General features: G+C 72.8%; 12 protein-coding genes. 7 read left to right on the top strand and 5 right to left on the bottom strand.

The features are described from left to right. Positions 1–45 precede the first annotated feature (45 nt). The gene (locus BM076_RS00105; protein ID WP_093711222.1) at positions 46–555 is read right to left on the bottom strand and encodes an ATP-binding protein; all 510 of its coding nucleotides are present in this window, start codon (positions 553–555) and stop codon (positions 46–48) included. Positions 556–917: 362 nt separating this feature from the next. Here BM076_RS00105 and BM076_RS00100 point away from each other — a divergent pair, with 362 nt between their 5' ends. Next, positions 918–3743, top strand: a complete 2826-nt coding sequence (locus BM076_RS00100) for a fascin domain-containing protein (protein WP_107416912.1) — start codon at positions 918–920, stop codon at positions 3741–3743. Positions 3744–3807: 64 nt separating this feature from the next. On the opposite strand, the gene BM076_RS00095 is transcribed toward BM076_RS00100, so the two are convergent. Both BM076_RS00095 and BM076_RS37140 read right to left on the bottom strand, forming a co-directional pair. Continuing rightward, positions 3808–5550 (bottom strand): pyruvate dehydrogenase, encoded by a 1743-nt coding sequence (locus tag BM076_RS00095; protein ID WP_093711220.1) that lies wholly within the window; start codon positions 5548–5550, stop codon positions 3808–3810. Between the two features lie 62 nt (positions 5551–5612). After that, positions 5613–6440 carry a protein phosphatase 2C domain-containing protein gene (locus BM076_RS37140; RefSeq protein ID WP_245795610.1) on the bottom strand — a complete coding sequence of 276 codons (828 nt, stop codon included), beginning with the start codon at positions 6438–6440 and terminating at the stop codon, positions 5613–5615. A 1687-nt stretch (positions 6441–8127) separates the two neighbouring features. On the opposite strand from BM076_RS37140, the gene BM076_RS00085 reads away from it, so the two are divergent. The 6 genes from BM076_RS00085 to BM076_RS36340 all read left to right on the top strand — a co-directional run bounded on the left by BM076_RS00085 (position 8128) and on the right by BM076_RS36340 (position 12631). Beyond that, on the top strand, positions 8128–8571 hold the full coding sequence (locus tag BM076_RS00085) for a hypothetical protein (protein WP_093711218.1): 444 nt from the start codon (positions 8128–8130) through the stop codon (positions 8569–8571). A gap of 318 nt (positions 8572–8889) precedes the next feature. Continuing rightward, the gene (locus BM076_RS00080) at positions 8890–9873 is read left to right on the top strand and encodes a helix-turn-helix domain-containing protein (protein WP_093711217.1); all 984 of its coding nucleotides are present in this window, start codon (positions 8890–8892) and stop codon (positions 9871–9873) included. A 190-nt stretch (positions 9874–10063) separates the two neighbouring features. Beyond that, positions 10064–10549: a DUF456 domain-containing protein gene (locus BM076_RS00075; protein ID WP_093711682.1), complete on the top strand. Its 486-nt coding sequence runs from the start codon at positions 10064–10066 to the stop codon at positions 10547–10549. Between the two features lie 103 nt (positions 10550–10652). After that, positions 10653–11039 carry a PPOX class F420-dependent oxidoreductase gene (locus BM076_RS00070; RefSeq protein WP_093711216.1) on the top strand — a complete coding sequence of 129 codons (387 nt, stop codon included), beginning with the start codon at positions 10653–10655 and terminating at the stop codon, positions 11037–11039. A 205-nt stretch (positions 11040–11244) separates the two neighbouring features. Beyond that, a complete protein-coding gene (locus BM076_RS00065; RefSeq protein ID WP_093711215.1) occupies positions 11245–12291 on the top strand; it encodes a LacI family DNA-binding transcriptional regulator in 1047 nt (348 codons plus the stop codon). A gap of 202 nt (positions 12292–12493) precedes the next feature. Beyond that, positions 12494–12631 (top strand): hypothetical protein, encoded by a 138-nt coding sequence (locus BM076_RS36340; RefSeq protein WP_177246263.1) that lies wholly within the window; start codon positions 12494–12496, stop codon positions 12629–12631. Between the two features lie 48 nt (positions 12632–12679). Here the strand turns inward: BM076_RS36340 and rsgA are convergent, their stop codons facing one another. Together rsgA and BM076_RS00055 are read right to left on the bottom strand one after the other, a co-directional pair. Then, complete coding sequence (rsgA, locus tag BM076_RS00060; protein ID WP_245795609.1) at positions 12680–13777, bottom strand: ribosome small subunit-dependent GTPase A; 1098 nt, start codon at positions 13775–13777, stop codon at positions 12680–12682. A 423-nt stretch (positions 13778–14200) separates the two neighbouring features. Next, positions 14201–15217: a LacI family DNA-binding transcriptional regulator gene (locus BM076_RS00055; RefSeq protein WP_093711213.1), complete on the bottom strand. Its 1017-nt coding sequence runs from the start codon at positions 15215–15217 to the stop codon at positions 14201–14203. Positions 15218–15343 lie beyond the last annotated feature (126 nt).

The following is a 15343-nucleotide window of genomic DNA, read 5'->3' as shown; positions in this document are numbered from 1 at the left end:
CGGCCGGCACGCGCCCCGGGCCCTCGGCCTCGTATCCGTCCCGCCTCAGTCGCGGGGCACACCCAGTTCGAACCAGACGACCTTGCCCCGCCCGTGCGGGTGGGCGCCCCAGGCGTCGGACATGACCTGCACCAGGAACAGGCCGCGGCCCGAGGTGCCCTGGTCGTCGGGGGTGCCGGCCTGGACGGGCACGCGCGGGCGCCGGGCCCGCGTGTCGTACACCTCGACCCGCAGCCGCTGCCCCGCCGCCTCGTCCGGCACGATGGCGGCGGTGAGCACCGCGCCCTGGCTCGTGTGCTGAAGCGCGTTGGTCACCAGTTCCGTGGCGAGCAGCTCGGCGGTGTCGCAGAGCCCCGGCGCGCCCCAGTCGCGCAGATGCTGCCGCAGCAGCCTGCGCACCTCGGCGACGGCCGGCAGATCGGCGTGCCGCACCGTATGCCGCAGTATCTGCCCCGTGGTATTCGTCTGGTCCCCCAACTCTCCCGCGTACGACAGCTCTCCTGATACCGGCAGCACATGTGCTTCCGGCAGTTCTTCCGCTCCGGGCTCTTCCATCGCCCCGCTCCGGACGCCGCCGCGATTCCCCGTCGAACTTCTTGCCGATAGGCATTCCCAACCGGGCGAGATCCAGTCATCGGCCGGTGATCTCCTGATGGCCCCCTGACACGCCGGGGACCCGTACGGCGCGATTCCCCCGAGGCGTCCGTCCTGACCTCGGCGCCCCAAAAAGGTCCGACGTATAGTCGGGACAGCGCTGCGAAAATCCTTGACAGCGCCCCGCCGCGCCCTCCACTCTGTGGCGCACTCATCCCATGTGCCTCTTGGGTGTTGCACCCCATGCAGTGATCCCGCGCAGTTTTCCCGCCGCCTCGGGAGGGGCCGTGAACACACCGCAAGAAAACGCCGGACGTCGGCGAATGATCCGACCACCTGCGCTCATCGCCACCGCTGTGCTGGCCGCCGGCCTGCTCGTACCCGCCGCCGCTCCGCCAGCCACGGCCGCGGGCCCGACCACGGCCTGGCAGAACGGCGCCTTCCACGTCGACACACCGAACGTGGTCCGCCGCTCCAATATCGTGCTGGGCTCGCCGAACACCGCCGCCGCCCAGTCGCTGCCGCTCGGCAACGGTTCGCTGGGCGCCGCCGCGTGGGCGGCCGACGGCTTCACCGCGCAGCTCAACCGCGCCGACACGCTGCCGGGCCGCAAGTCACCGGGCCAGGTGCGGATTCCCGGCCTGTCGGCGCTGACCGGGGCGTCGGACTTCAAGGGCTCGCTGGACGTCTACAGCGGTGTGCTCACCGAGTCCGGCGGCGGCATGACGCTCAAATCCTGGGTGTCGGCGACCAAGGACGAGCTGATCGTGGACGTCACGGGCGCCGACCCGGGCGCCCAGCAGACCGCGACGCTCAGCCTCTGGTCGGGCCGCGCCCCGCAGGCCGCCGCGTCAGGACCGATCGGCACCCTCGCCGAGACCTGGGTCGACAACCAGGAGGCGGGCGCCTCGGGACGGACCTTCGGCTCGCTGGCCGCGCTCTCGGCCGGCGGCCGCAACGTCAGCGCGTCGGTGGTCAACACCACGCAGGTGAAGGTCGTTTTCACGCCCAACACCGACGGCTCGTACCGGATCGTCCTCGGCGCGCCGACCTGGACCGGCGGCAATGCGGCGACCACCGCCGCCAATCTGCTCGGCTCCGACGCGGGCGCCGCGGAGTCCGCGCTGCTGTCCTCCCAGCAGTCCTGGTGGGCGAATTTCTGGGGCAACTCCGGTGCGCTGGAGGCCAATTCCGCCGACGGCACCGCGCAGTACATGGAGACGCTGCGCACCCTGTACACCTACATGGAGGCCGCCTCGATGCGCGGCACGGTCCCGGGCAGCCAGGCCGGTGTCGCCGACATGTTCAACTTCGGCCAGGACCACCAGAACTGGACGCCGTCCGCGACCTGGCTGTGGAATCTGCGCACCCAGATCTCGGCCAATATGAGCACCGGGAATTTCGCGCTGAACATCCCGATCTTCAATCTCTACCAGAACAATCTGTCCGCGATCGAGGCATGGACCCGGCAGCAGATGGGCGGGACGCCCGGCGCGTGCGTCCCGGAGGTCATGCGGTTCAACGGCAACGGCGGCGACCCCGGCAACGGCGCCAACGCGGCGTGCAGCCAGCCCGGCAGCCCCAACTGGAACGCGCTGAACATCACGTCGGGCGCCGAGATCAGCCTCTACATCTGGCAGCAGTACCAGCAGACCGGTGATCTGAACTTCCTGCGCACGTACTACCCGTTGCTGAAGTCGACCGCGACCTTCCTGCTCAACTACCAGAAGGTCGGCTCCGACGGGAAACTGCACGCGATCGCCAACGCGCACGAGACGCAGTGGGCGGTGCAGGACCCGACAACCGATCTGGCCGCGGACGCCGCGCTGTTCCCCGTGGTGGTCAAGGCGGCGCAGCTGCTCAACACCGGTGACAGCACGCTGATCTCCCAACTGACCACCGCACAGGGCCAGATCCCGCCGTGGGCCCGTACGGACTTCGGCCACACCCAGGTGCTGCCGCCGTCCGCCGACGCCGCCGGCAACGACGTGATCGCCTGGTCGTACCAGCCGACCGCCCAGACCCGCAACGGCGAGAACATCGACCTGGAGCCGGTCTACCCGTACAACCTGATCACCGACGACCCGGGGCCGCTCAAGGACCTGGCAGTGCGCACCTACAACCACCGGGTGTTCACCGGCGGCAACGACTGGAGCATGGACGCGATCGACGCGGCCCGGCTCGGCATGGCCGCCGAGGTCGCCGCCAAGCTCAAGTCGATCACGCAGAGCCACCAGGTGTACATCAACGGCCTGGCCGACCTCGGCAACACCGTCGGCACCGAGGCGTACATCGAGCAGGCGTCCGGCGTCGCGACCGCGCTCAACGAGGCGCTGGTGCAGGACTACGACGGGCTGCTGCGGATCGCGCCGGCCTGGCCGGCCGGCTGGGACGCGGCGGGCACCGTGTCCGTGCAGGGCAACACCAAGGTGAGCGTGCAGGTGCAGAACGGCACCCCGGTCACGGTCGCCGTCCAGGCCGGGTCCTCGCAGACCATGCGGGTGCGCAGCCCCTGGCCGGGCCAGTCGGTCCAGGTGGTGAACGGGTCGAGCAACGCCGTGGTGGTCCAGCCGACCACGGCCGGCACCCTCAATGTGCCGGTCGCCGCGGGCCAGTCCTACCTGGTCGAGCAGGTCGCCGGTCCGACGACGTCGCTGCCCTTCGCGCAGGTCTCCGGCTCCCCCGCGACCGCCGCGAAGCACCTGGGCAATGTGCAGATCGGCCTGGACGGCGGCGGCACCCCGCCCGCGAGCGGCACGGTGGTCTCGTTGCGCGCCCACGCCAACGGCGACTATGTGACGGCCGAGGACGCCGGCGCGTCCCCGCTGATCGCCAACCGCACCGCGATCGGCCAGTGGGAGCAGTTCGACGAGATCGACCAGGGCGGCGGGTACATCGCGCTGCGCTCGCACGCCAACAACAAATATGTGACGGCCGACAACGCGGGCGCCGCCCCGCTGCTGGCCAAGGTGGACGCGGTCGGCACCTGGGAGCAGTTCCAGCTGGTCCACAACGGCGACGGCAGCGTCAGCCTGCGGGCCCGGGTCAACAACCAGTACGTGACGGCCGAGAACGCCGGCGCGGCGCCGCTGATCGCCAATCGCACGGCCGTCGGGCCGTGGGAGGAGTTCGACCTGATCCAGAACTGACGCCGTTCCGCGCCCTGTTGATCCCCGCCCCCCTCTGCGGGGTCTTCAGGGCCTTCGGGCCCTCTCAGGGGCGCGGGACGTTGCGCAGATTGGAGCGGGCGAGCTGGACCATCTTGCCGACGCCGCCGTCCAGGACGACCTTGCCCACCGACAGCGCGAAGCCGCCGATCTGCTCACCGGTGATCTTCGGCGGGATGGACAGGGCGTGCGGGTCGGTGACGACGTCGACCAAGGCGGGGCCCTTGTGCCGGAAGGCGCCGCGCAGCGCGTCCCGCAGATCCTTGGGCTTCTCGACACGGACGCCGTACGCCCCGGCCGCGCGGGCGATCGCGGCGAAGTCCGGATTGTGGTTGGTGGTGCCGTAAGCGGGCAGACCCTCGACCATCATCTCCAGCTCGACCATGCCGAGCGAGGAGTTGTTGAACAGCACGATCTTGACCGGGAGTTCGTACTGCACGAGGGTCAGGAAGTCGCCCATCAGCATCGTGAAGCCGCCGTCGCCGGACATCGACACGACCTGCCGACGCCGGTCCAGGAACTGCGCGCCGATCGCCTGCGGCAGCGCGTTCGCCATCGAGCCGTGCGTGAAGGAGCCGATGACGCGCCGCTTGCCGTTGGGCGTCAGATAACGCGCCGCCCACACATTGCACATACCGGTGTCGACGGTGAACACCGCGTCGTCCGCGGCCTCTTCGTCCAAAACCGATGCCACGTACTCCGGGTGGATCGGCACGTGCTTGTCGACCTTGCGGGTGTACGCCTTCACGACGCCCTCCAGGGCGTCGCTGTGCTTCTTCAGCATCCGGTTGAGGAATTTGCGGTCGGACTTCTCGCGCACCTTCGGCGTCAGGCAGCGCAGCGTCTCGCCGACGTCGCCCCACACCGCCAGGTCCAGCTTGGAGCGCCGCCCCAGGTGCTCGGGCCGCACATCGACCTGCACGATCGTCACGTCGTCCGGCAGGAAGGCGTTGTACGGGAAGTCGGTGCCGAGCAGGATCAGCAGGTCGCACTCGTGCATCGCCTCGTACGCGGCGCCATAGCCCAGCAGGCCGCTCATGCCGACGTCGTACGGATTGTCGTACTGGATCCACTCCTTGCCGCGCAAGGCGTGGCCGACCGGGGCCTTGACGCGTTCGGCGAAGGCCATCACCTCGTCGTGCGAGCCGGCGGTGCCGCTGCCGCAGAAGAGGGTGACCTTGTTGGCGCCGTTGACCAGCCGGGCCAGCGCGTCGACCTCCGCGTCGCCGGGGCGGACCGCGGGGCGCCGGGTGACCAGGGCGTGCTCGATGCTGCGCTGCGGCGCCTCCTGGGCGGCGATGTCGCCCGGCAGGCTGATCACGCTGACGCCGCCGCGGCCGACGGCGTGCTGGACGGCGGTCTGGAGCACCCGGGGCATCTGCTGGGCGTTGGAGATCAGCTCGCTGTAGTGGCTGCACTCGCGGAAGAGCTGGTCGGGGTGGGTCTCCTGGAAGTAGCCGGTGCCGATCTCGCTGCTGGGGATGTGCGAGGCGAGCGCCAGGACCGGGGCCATCGAGCGGTGGGCGTCGTACAGGCCGTTGATCAGGTGCAGATTGCCGGGGCCGCAGGAGCCGGCGCACGCGGCCAGCTTGCCGGTGAGCTGGGCCTCGGCGCCGGCCGCGAAGGCGGCGACCTCTTCGTGGCGTACGTGCACCCATTCGATGGAACGGTTGCGGCGGACGGCGTCCACGACGGGGTTGAGGCTGTCGCCCACCACCCCGTACAGGCGCTGTACGCCCGCGCGCACCAGCACATCGATGAACTGCTCGGCCACGGTCCGCTTCGCCATGGGTTCGCCCGTCCTCGTCGGTGACGTCGGTGACTCCTCTCATCTCACCGGGAAGCGGGCCGCTACGCATCCCAGACGGTCACCGCCGTACGGTCGTCGGCGTAGCCCTTGACGCGGGTCTGCGCGTCGGCGAGATACGCGGCCATGCCGGGCGGGCCGCCGCCCCAGCGCTCGGCGAGGTGCACCGCGAGGGCGGGTTCGCCGCGCAGCGGCTCGGCGAGGCCGCCGCTGCACATCAGCAGGGCGTCGCCCGGCTGGGCGACGGTGGCACGGAAGCGGAACGGCGCGGCCGTCTCGTCCGGGGCCAGGTCCAGATCCTGCCAGGTGTCGTCCCTGATCCGGAACAGGCCGCCGTCACCGACGCCGAAGAAGAGGCGGATACGGCATTCGGGGTCGGCGGGCAGCAGCAGGCAGCGCAGCGAGGCGGTGTACGCGCCCTCGTCGAGGCCGAGGTCCTCGCCGCGGGCGCGGAGCCGTCCGTAGCACCGGTCGGTGAGGCGGTGCAGGCCGGATTTGAGCGAGCCGCGGCGGGCGGCGCGCAGGTCGTCCGACAGGCGGTTCCTGCTGCGGCCGACGGCGCCCGCGATCCAGCGGACCGCGTCCTGGGCGGCCTTGTGCGCGTCGTCCGCGGCGCGGGCGCCGCTGGCCATCGCGACCAGCAGCAGGGCGTCGTCGCCGGTGCCGAAGCGGGCGGTCAGCAGGGCGTCCCTGCGGGGCTGGCCGCGGTAGCGCGCGGAGTCGCCGCGCACCGAGACCGTACGCAGCGTCATGCTGCCGTAGCGGGCGCCGTCCAGGACGGTGTCGGCGACGAGCCCGCTCAGATCCTCCGGATCGGCTTCCGGCCACGCGGTCGGCTCGGCCGCGTACGTCGGCGGCCCCCCGCCCACCACCTCCGGCTCCCCGACCTCCGCGGCCCCGTCGTCCGCCCCAGCGGCCACCCACCCCGGCGGCAACTCCGGCGCCCACCGCACGCCCCCTTCCACAAACCCGGTCTCCGCCGGAGAAAACGCGGCCGGCGGCTCGTCCGCCGGGACCACGGGTGACGGCTCCCGGACCGCCTCCGGCTCCGCCGGGACGGAGGGTGACGGCGGCTCGGCCGCCGGCCGGGGGACGTGGGTCGCTTCTGGCTCCGCCGGAGGAACGGGCGACGGCGATTCGGCCGCCGACCCGGGGACAGCGGCTGCCTCCGGCTCCGCCGGAGAGGCGGATGCGGACGGCTTTGCCGCCGGCCAGGGGGTGGGGGTGGATTCCGGCTCCGGCGGAGAGGCGGGCGCGGGCGGCTCGGCCCCTGGCCAAGGCACGCTGACGGTCTCCGGCTGCACGGCGGCCGGCCCAGGCGGTTCAGCCGTTGGCCAGGGGCCGGACACCGGCTCCCGCGGAGCAGCGGGCGCGGGCGACTCGGATGAGGCAGCGTCCGGCTGGGCCGACGTCTGGGCGGTGGGCGCGGCTTCCGGCTGAGCGAGGGGGGCGGGTGCCTCCTCGGCGGGGGGCGGCGACCACGAGGTGGTCGGTTCGGGTGCGGCCGCCTCGGGCGGCGCGAGTGTGGGCGTCGGACCGGGGGCGGGCCTCGGGCCAGGGAGGGCGGGGTCCGTCTCGGTCGGCGCGGTTGCCGGGGGCGCGGCACTGAGCCCCGCCCGGGGATCAGGCGCCGCCGGCCGCGGCGCGGCGGCCTCGGTCACCGTCGTACGGCCCGCGCCGACGGCTTGCTCCGCCTGCTCCGGCGTCTCGTCCGCCGCCTCCGCATTGTCTGCCTGCGACGGCACCTCAGCCGTACCCGACGACTGCGCCGGTACGGCGCGCGCCTGAGCCTCCGGCCGACCGGCCGTGGGACCGACCTGCGTCGCGGACTGCTCCGGCTCCGCCGATACGGGCGTGCCGGCCCCGGGCCGGAACCACTGGCCCGGCGACGCCGTGACGTCAGGCTCCGGCTCAACAAGCCCCAGCCGCAAGGCCGTTGGATCGTTTTGCGCCGCAGTCTGGTCCGGCGAAGCCGGGGCCTCGGGCTCCGGCTCAACAGACTCCGCGCGAGCGGCCATCCCGTCGTTCGACGCTGCGGACTGCTCCGGTTCAGCCGCAACGGGACCTGGCCAAGGAGCCGCTGAACCGTCCGGCGAGGCTGCCTGCTCCAGCTCGACCGGGTCCGGCTCCGCTGATACCGGCGTGTCGCCCCCGGGTCGTAGCCGCTGGCCCGGCGAAGCCTGGGCATCAGGCTCCGACACAACAGGCCCCGGCCGAACGGCCGTTGGATCGTCTTGCGCCGCAGACTGGTCCGGCTCCGCCGAGGCAGGCGCGTCGACCTCGGGCCGGAACCACTGGTCCGGCGAAGCCGTGACGTCAGGCTCCGGCGCAACTGGCTCCGCGCGAGCGGCCATCCCGTCGTCCGGCGCTGCGGACTGCTCCGGTTCAGCCGCAGCGGGCCCCGGCCGAGCGGCCGTTGAATCCTCCGGCGAGGCCGGCGGGGCGGGGGGTGTGGGGGACCACCATTCGCCGGGCTGGGGGCGGGAATCTTCCGGTTCCGGTGCGGTGGGGGGTTTCGGCGGGGTCGACCACCAGTCGGTGGGTGGTTGGGGGGCGGGGGTGTCGCGCGGTGGGGTCCAGGCGGGGCGGGGGGCCGGTACGTCCGGGGCCGGGGCCTGCCAGGCCGTACCGGGCCACAGGTCGGGCTCCGACTCCGGATCGGGGTCCGGCTCCGGGTCCCGGACCGGGAAGGTCGGCGGCGCCGACCAGACGTCCCACGGCGCCTCGGCCGTCTCCTGCGGCGGCTCCGCGAAGGTCGGCGGCGCCGACCACACGTCCAAGTCCCCGCCCTCCGGCGGGGCAGGCGGGGCCGACGGGGCCGGCGGATCGGCCGGCGGCGACCAGGAGGCCGGCGGCGCCGGCGGCATCGGCCGCCGCAGTTTCAAGGTGTCGGCGGCCGGCGTCGGAGGCGGCGGCGCCACCGCGTCCAGGGCGGAATCGAAGTGCGCGTCGACCGAATCCGACGTCGTGGACGGCCCGGCCGCGTCGTCGTCGTACAACTGACGCCACCAGTCGTCCTCTTGGCTGCGGTGGGAGTCCCCCTGCTGGCTCATGCCCTTATTGTCCACCGCCGGGCCCGCCGGGAAACGTGGAACCGCCGGGCCGGCCCCGCCCCCACAACGGGGCCGCCCGGCGGAGTCGTCCGTCCCGGCGGCGACACCCGCCGGGACCTCGGAAGCAGCCCCTCCGCAAAGCCCTCGGTGAAGCTCTCCGCAAAGCTCGGTGCCGCCCACAGTGGCAGAGCGGGCCTCCGGGAGTACAAGATGACCAAGGCGGGAAACCGCCGTGGCTCATTTCCGCCACCGCAGGGAGGGGGGCTCCGTGCTCGGTGCCATCGGTCTGGACGAAGTGCAGGAATCCGCCTACCGGGCCCTGGTCGGCCTGGGCGCGGCCGAGGTCGGCGACCTGTCGCACCGCCTCGGTATCGACGAGGACGACGCGGGCCGCGTGCTGCGCCGCCTGGAGGGTCACGGCCTGGTCGCCCAGTCCTCGGCCCGCCCCGGCCGCTGGGTCGCGGCCCCGCCCGCCGTCGCCCTGGCGGCGCTGCTGACCCGCCAGCGGCACGAGCTGGAGCAGGCGGAGCTGGCCGCGGCCGTGCTGGCCGCCGAATTCCGTGCCGAGGCGACGGAACCCGCCGTGCACGACCTGGTCGAGGTGGTGACCGGCGCCAACGCGGTCGCCCAGCGCTTCCTCCAGATCCAGTTCGGCGCGGAGGACGAGGTCTGCGCCCTGGTCACCGACCGCCCGGTGGCCATCACCGGGATGGAGAACGACGCGGAGCCGGACGCCGCCCAGCGCGGCGTGACGTACCGCGTGGTGCTGGAGCGTTCCGTGGTCACCAGCCCCAACGGCTTCACCGAGGTGTCGGCCGCGCTCGGCCGCAACGAGCAGGTGCGCGTCGTGGACCGGGTGCCGACCAAACTCGTCGTCGCCGACCGGTCGTTGGCGATGGTGCCGCTGACCCGGCGGCTCGCCCAGCCCGCCGCGCTGGTGGTGCACGCCAGCGGTCTGCTGGAGTCGCTGATGGGCCTGTTCGAAGGGGTGTGGCGGCAGGGCATGCCGCTGAGCCTGGACGGTACCGGCACGGTCGCCGAGGAGTCGGCGCAGGAGCCGGACAGCACCGACCTCCAGATCCTCTCGCTGCTGCTGGCCGGCCTCACCGACGCGTCGGCCGCCAAACAGCTCGACCTCGGCCTGCGCACCGTGCAGCGCCGGGTCAAACGGCTGATGGAGATCGCCGACGTCACCACCCGCCTCCAGCTCGGCTGGCACGCGTACGAGCGCGGCTGGGTCTCCCGCGGCTGACCCGCGGACGCGCCGCGTTCACTCCCCCGCGCCGGGGAGCGCGCCGCACATGACACCCAGCCGTACGGCGGGCGTACGGACGGCGTACGGCCCCGGACGCCCGCGTGCGCCGGGTCTCGGACCGGTCTCGGCTCGCGCCCCCGGCGTGATCCGCGCGGCGGACGGCCGCGTCATCGGGCAGGGTGGGTTCATGGGGACCGCACAGGTGTGCCTGATCGGCGCGGTGATGCTGCTCGGACTCGTCGGTGTGCTGACCCCCGGCGTGCCCGGGACGCTGCTCTGCTGGGCCGCCGTCATGTGGTGGGCGACCCGCGAGCACACCAGCCTGACCTGGGGTGTCCTGGCCGCGGCGACCGGTCTGCTGGCCGTCGTCCAGGTCGTGGTGTGGCTGCTGCCGCCGCGCCGGATCCGGGATTCCGGCGTCACCTGGCACACCGTGCTGGTCGCGGGCTCGGTCGCGATCGCCGGCTTCTTCCTGCTGCCGGTCCTCGGCGCCGTCCTGGGTTTCGTCGGCGCGATCTACGTCTCGGAGCGGGTCCGGCTGGGCGGCGGCCACCGTACGGCCTGGACGGCGACGCGTACGGCGATGCGCGCGGTGGGCGGTTCCGTGCTGATCGAACTGCTGGCCTGCCTGATCGTCGTGGGCGCCTGGATCGGCGCGGTGATCGCGGGCTGAGCCCGTACGGACCACGGACCGATCGCAGCGCGCCGCGAGTCGTAGGACCCGCCTCGGGCCAAGGTCCGATGCCGGACGGACACCGGCGTGTGAGGGTGAACGCATGGCTACCACGTCCTCACGCACCGAACTGACCGAAGCCGAGCGGGCCTATCTGCGCAAGCAGCACCTCGGCAGGCTCGCGACCGTCGACGCCCAGGGCCGCCCGCAGGCCAACCCGGTCGGTTACTTCGTCCGCCCGGACGGCGCGATCGACATCGGCGGCTACGCGATGGGCACCACCAAGAAGTGGCGCAATATCGCCGCGAATCCGCGGGTGTCGCTGGTCGTGGACGACATCGCGAGCGTCGATCCGTGGACGGTGCGCGGCGTCGAGATCCGGGGCACCGCCGAGCAGGTCGTGGGGCCGCACGACCTGGGCGCGCACCTGAGCCAGGAGCTGATCAGGATCCGGCCGTACCGGATCATCGGCTGGGGCCTGGAGGGCTGACAGGGCGGGCCCGGGCGGTCGCGCTCCCGTGCGGCCGGTCCCGTGTCCCCCGCCCCCCACCGTCCGGTGCCGCCCCCGTAGCGTCCACCCGTCCCACCTGCCCGGCCGACCCGGAGAGCGCTCTCACGCGTGACCGGGGGAACCGTTACGCTGTGCGCGTACCGACCCCCGGTTTTCTGTTATTCCCGCGTGAAGGAGACGTCCCTTGTCCGACCCGAGCTTCGCGCCGCGTCCCACGTTGGAGGCCGTCGCCGCGCGGGCCGGGGTGTCGCGGGCCACCGCCTCCCGTGTGGTGAACGGCAGCGAAGGGGTGCGGGCGCCGCTGGTGGAGCGGGTCCGTCAGGCGGTCGACGAGCTGGGGTACGTGCCGAATCAGGCCGCCCGTACGCTGGTGACGCGGCGCAATGACGCGATCGCGGTGGTGGTGGCGGAGCCGGAGACGCGGTTCTTCACCGACCCGTTCTTCGCCCAGCAGGTGCGCGGGATCAGCAAGGAACTCACCGCCCGCGACAATCAGTTGGTGCTGCTGCTCACCGAGGGGACGGCGGACTACGAGCGGGTGGGGCGGTATCTGGCGGGCGGCCATGTGGACGGCGCGCTGATCTTCTCGCTGCACACCGACGACTCGCTGCCGACCCTGGCGCGCCGGGCCGGGGTGCCCACCGTCATCGGCGGCCGGCCGGGCTGGACGGACTCCGACAGCGACCACGGCACGCTGTACGTGGACTGCGACAACCGGGGCGGCGCCCGGGACGCCGTACGCCATCTGCTGTCGATCGGCCGCCGCACAATCGCCCACATCGCGGGGCCGCTGGACCAGACCGCGTCCGTGGACCGGCTCGACGGTTTCCGTGACGTGCTGCCGGAGACCGACCCCGCCCTGATCGCCGAAGGCGATTTCACCCCCGAGGGCGGCGCCAGCGCGATGGCCGAACTCCTGCGGCGCCGCCCCGACCTGGACGCGGTCTTCGCCGCCTCCGACGTCATGGCCTCCGGCGCCCTGCGCGTGCTGCGCACCTCGGGCCGCCGGGTGCCCGAGGACGTGGCCGTCGTCGGCTTCGACGACATGGTCTCCGTCGCCGAATGGACCGACCCGCCACTGACCACCATCCGCCAGGACATCGAGGAAATGGGCCGCCTCATGGCCCGGCTGCTGCTGCGCGCGGTCGCGCCGTCGGCCGGTCCGCAGAGCGTGCCCGCGCTGTCCTCGATCGTCACCCCGACACAGCTCGTGGTCCGCGCCTCCGCCTGACGGGCCGTCATCACCCCTCTCAAGCGGTCCGGCACTTCGCCATGTCCCGCCGCCCGGCGCGCCGTTCGCGCGCGTTTCGAACCCGCGCGCGAACTCCGTTCACCCATCCATGGGTTGGGAACACCAAGCAACGGGAAGGTCACGATCAGGCAGCGAACGTGTGGGCATGGTGAAGGCCGTGCCCGAAGAGAGGAGGTCCGACATGGCCTACAGCGTGATCATCGGCGTCGTGATCGTGGCTCTCGTGGTCGCCTGTGTCGTCGGCTCGTTCTGGAGCGCGGGCAGCCCGATCGCCGTACGGCGCCGCCACCAGCAGGGACCGGGCGGCGGCGCCGGATAGGCGTACGGTCCGGCCGGCCCGTTGTCCGCGGCCGGCCGGTGCGGTCCGTCAGGACCTGCGGCGGTGGCCGCCACCGCCGCCGCGCTTGCGCTCGTACATCTCCCGCCCGGCGGCGCTGCGTTGCTTCCACTCGCGCCGCATCTCGGCGCGCAGCCGCTGGTCGGTGCGGGAGGCGATCCACGCGTTCTCGCGCAGCAGCTTGCGGTAGCTCTCCAGGCGGCGGTGCTGCAAGGTGCCGTCCTCCAGCGCGGCCAGCACGGCGCAGCCCGGCTCCCTCTGGTGGGAGCAGTCCTGGAAGCGGCACCCCTCGGCGAGTTGCTCGATCTCCGCGAAGACCTGGGTGAGGCCGCCCTCGGCGTCCCAGAGCCCGACACCGCGCAGCCCCGGGGTGTCGATCAGCACCCCGCCGTCGGGCAGCGGCAGCAGATCGCGGGTGGTCGTGGTGTGCCGGCCCTTGCCGTCGGCGTCACGGGTGGCCCGCACCTCCTGGACCTCGCGCCCCAACAGGGCGTTGGTGAGCGTGGACTTGCCCGCGCCGGACTGCCCGAGGAGCACCGCGGTGCCGCCGGTCAGTACCTCCGAGAGGACATCGAGCCCTTCGCCGGTCGTGGCGCTGACCACCACCACCTGCACGCCGAGCGCCGCCGATTCGGCGTCCTCCAGCAGATAGGTGGTGTCCCCCACCAGGTCGGCCTTGGTGAGGGCGACCAGGGGCTGCGCGCCGCTCTCCCACGCCAGGGTGAGGAAGCGTTCGAGCCGCCCGAGGTCGAGTTCGGCAGCCAGCGACACCGCGATCACCGCGTGATCGACATTGGCCGCGAGCACCTGGCCCTCGGACCGCTTGGACGACGTCGAGCGGACGATCGCGGTCCTGCGCGGCAGCAGTGCCCGTACGGACGGGCCCTTGGGCTGCGCCGGGTCGAGATCGACCGCCGCCCAGTCGCCGGTGCAGGCGACCCGCATCGGGTCCGGCGAGTGCACCGGGTCCGTGTCGGCGCGCACGGTGGTCAGGCCGCCCGCGCCGTCGGCCACGACGACGTCGCACAGCCCGCGGTCCACCCGGACGATCCGCGCCGGTACGAGGCCGGCCGCCGCATGCGCGGCGAAGGCGTCGTCCAGCACCGAGTCCCAGCCGTACGGGATCAAGTCGGAGGAAGAGAGGGAAGGTGAGGTGGAACGGACGGAAGAAGAAGACGGGAGAGACAAGGGAAACCCTTCGAACAGGGCCCCGGCGCGGCGCACACGGGCGCGGCGTGGAAGAAGAGGTCAGCCGGGGACCACAGAGGTGTGGGGGATGAACTTCTGGTTCTGGGCAGCGCCCATCACAAAGACAGCCATCGGGTCACACCTCCTTGGTCGTGCACACGGGCCGACAACGGGCAGCCGCGGCTGCTCCCGTCCGAACACCAGGGACCGTAGCCCCTCCCCCTGCCACCGCGCCACCGGTTTTTCACCGGCGTCCGCGGCCCCGTCACATGGCGGCCGGCGCCGATCCCCCGTCACGCGCCCGCGCCCGGCGACCGGCGCCGACCCCCGTACGACGCCGGCCCCGGCCGGAAGAGCGGGCGGTCAGCGGGCCCCGAGGCTCGACCCCCGCACCACCAGCTCCGGCTGGAGCACGACCTGCCGGTGCTCGTGACCCTCGGCGTCGGCCGTCTCCTCCAGCAGCATCTCGGCGGCCAGCCGCCCCATCGCGACGGCGGGCTGCCGTACGGAGGTGAGCGGTACGGCCGCGGCAGCGGCGAATTCGATGTCGTCGTAGCCGACGATGGCCATCTGTTCGGGGACGGCGACCCGGGCGGCGAAGACGGCCTGGAGGACGCCGAGCGCCAGCAGGTCGTTGGCGCAGAAGACGGCGGTGGGCCGCGGCGACAGGCCGAGCAGCCGGGCGCCGGCGTCGCGTCCGGCGGCGACGTCGAGCCGCTCGGCGGACACCTCGGTGAGCGACTCGGCGGGCAGTCCGGCCTCGGCGAGCGCGGCGAGCGCGCCCGCGCGGCGGTCGCGGACCTGCGGCAGGTCGGGCGGGCCGCCGACGTAGACGATGGAGCGGTGTCCGGCGGCGATCAGGTGCTGGGCGGCGAGCCGGCCGCCGACGACGTCGTCGACCGAGACCGAGCACACGGCGGCGTCCGCCGAGACCCGGTCGACCAGGACGAAGGGAATGCCCTGGCTGCGCAGCGTCTTGAGGCTGTGCCCCGTGGAGTCGGCGGGGGTGACCAGCACGCCGCGTACCCGCTGTTCGGCGAAGAGCGACAGATACTCGACCTCTTCGCTGGTGCTCTGGGCGCTGTTGCAGACCATGACGCCGAGCCCGGCGGCGCGGGCGGCGCGCTCGGCGCCGCTGGCGACGTCCACGAAGAAGGGGTTGCCCATGTCGAGGACGAGCAGGGCGACGATCCGGCTCGCGCCGGCCCGCAGTTGGCGGGCGGACTCGCTCCGTATGTAGCCGAGCCGGCTGATCACCGACTGCACCCGGGTCCTGGTCTCCTCGGACACCAGGTCGGGCCGGTTGATGACGTTGGACACGGTCCCGACCGAGACACCCGCCTGCCGTGCCACGTCCTTGATACCGACCATGGGCTCCACTGCTCCGTCCCGCCCGCCGCCGGCAGGGCTCTCGTCCGCTCTCCCGGCGTCGGTGCGACGTGCTCGACGTGGTCCCGGGGTCAACGCATTGAACTTATTCAAACACAGTGCGTGCAGGCGGAACCG

It is taken from the genome of Actinacidiphila alni, from assembly GCF_900112845.1.
GTDB classification, from domain to species: domain Bacteria; phylum Actinomycetota; class Actinomycetes; order Streptomycetales; family Streptomycetaceae; genus Actinacidiphila; species Actinacidiphila alni.
This window is presented reverse-complemented; position numbering and strand designations above follow the sequence as displayed.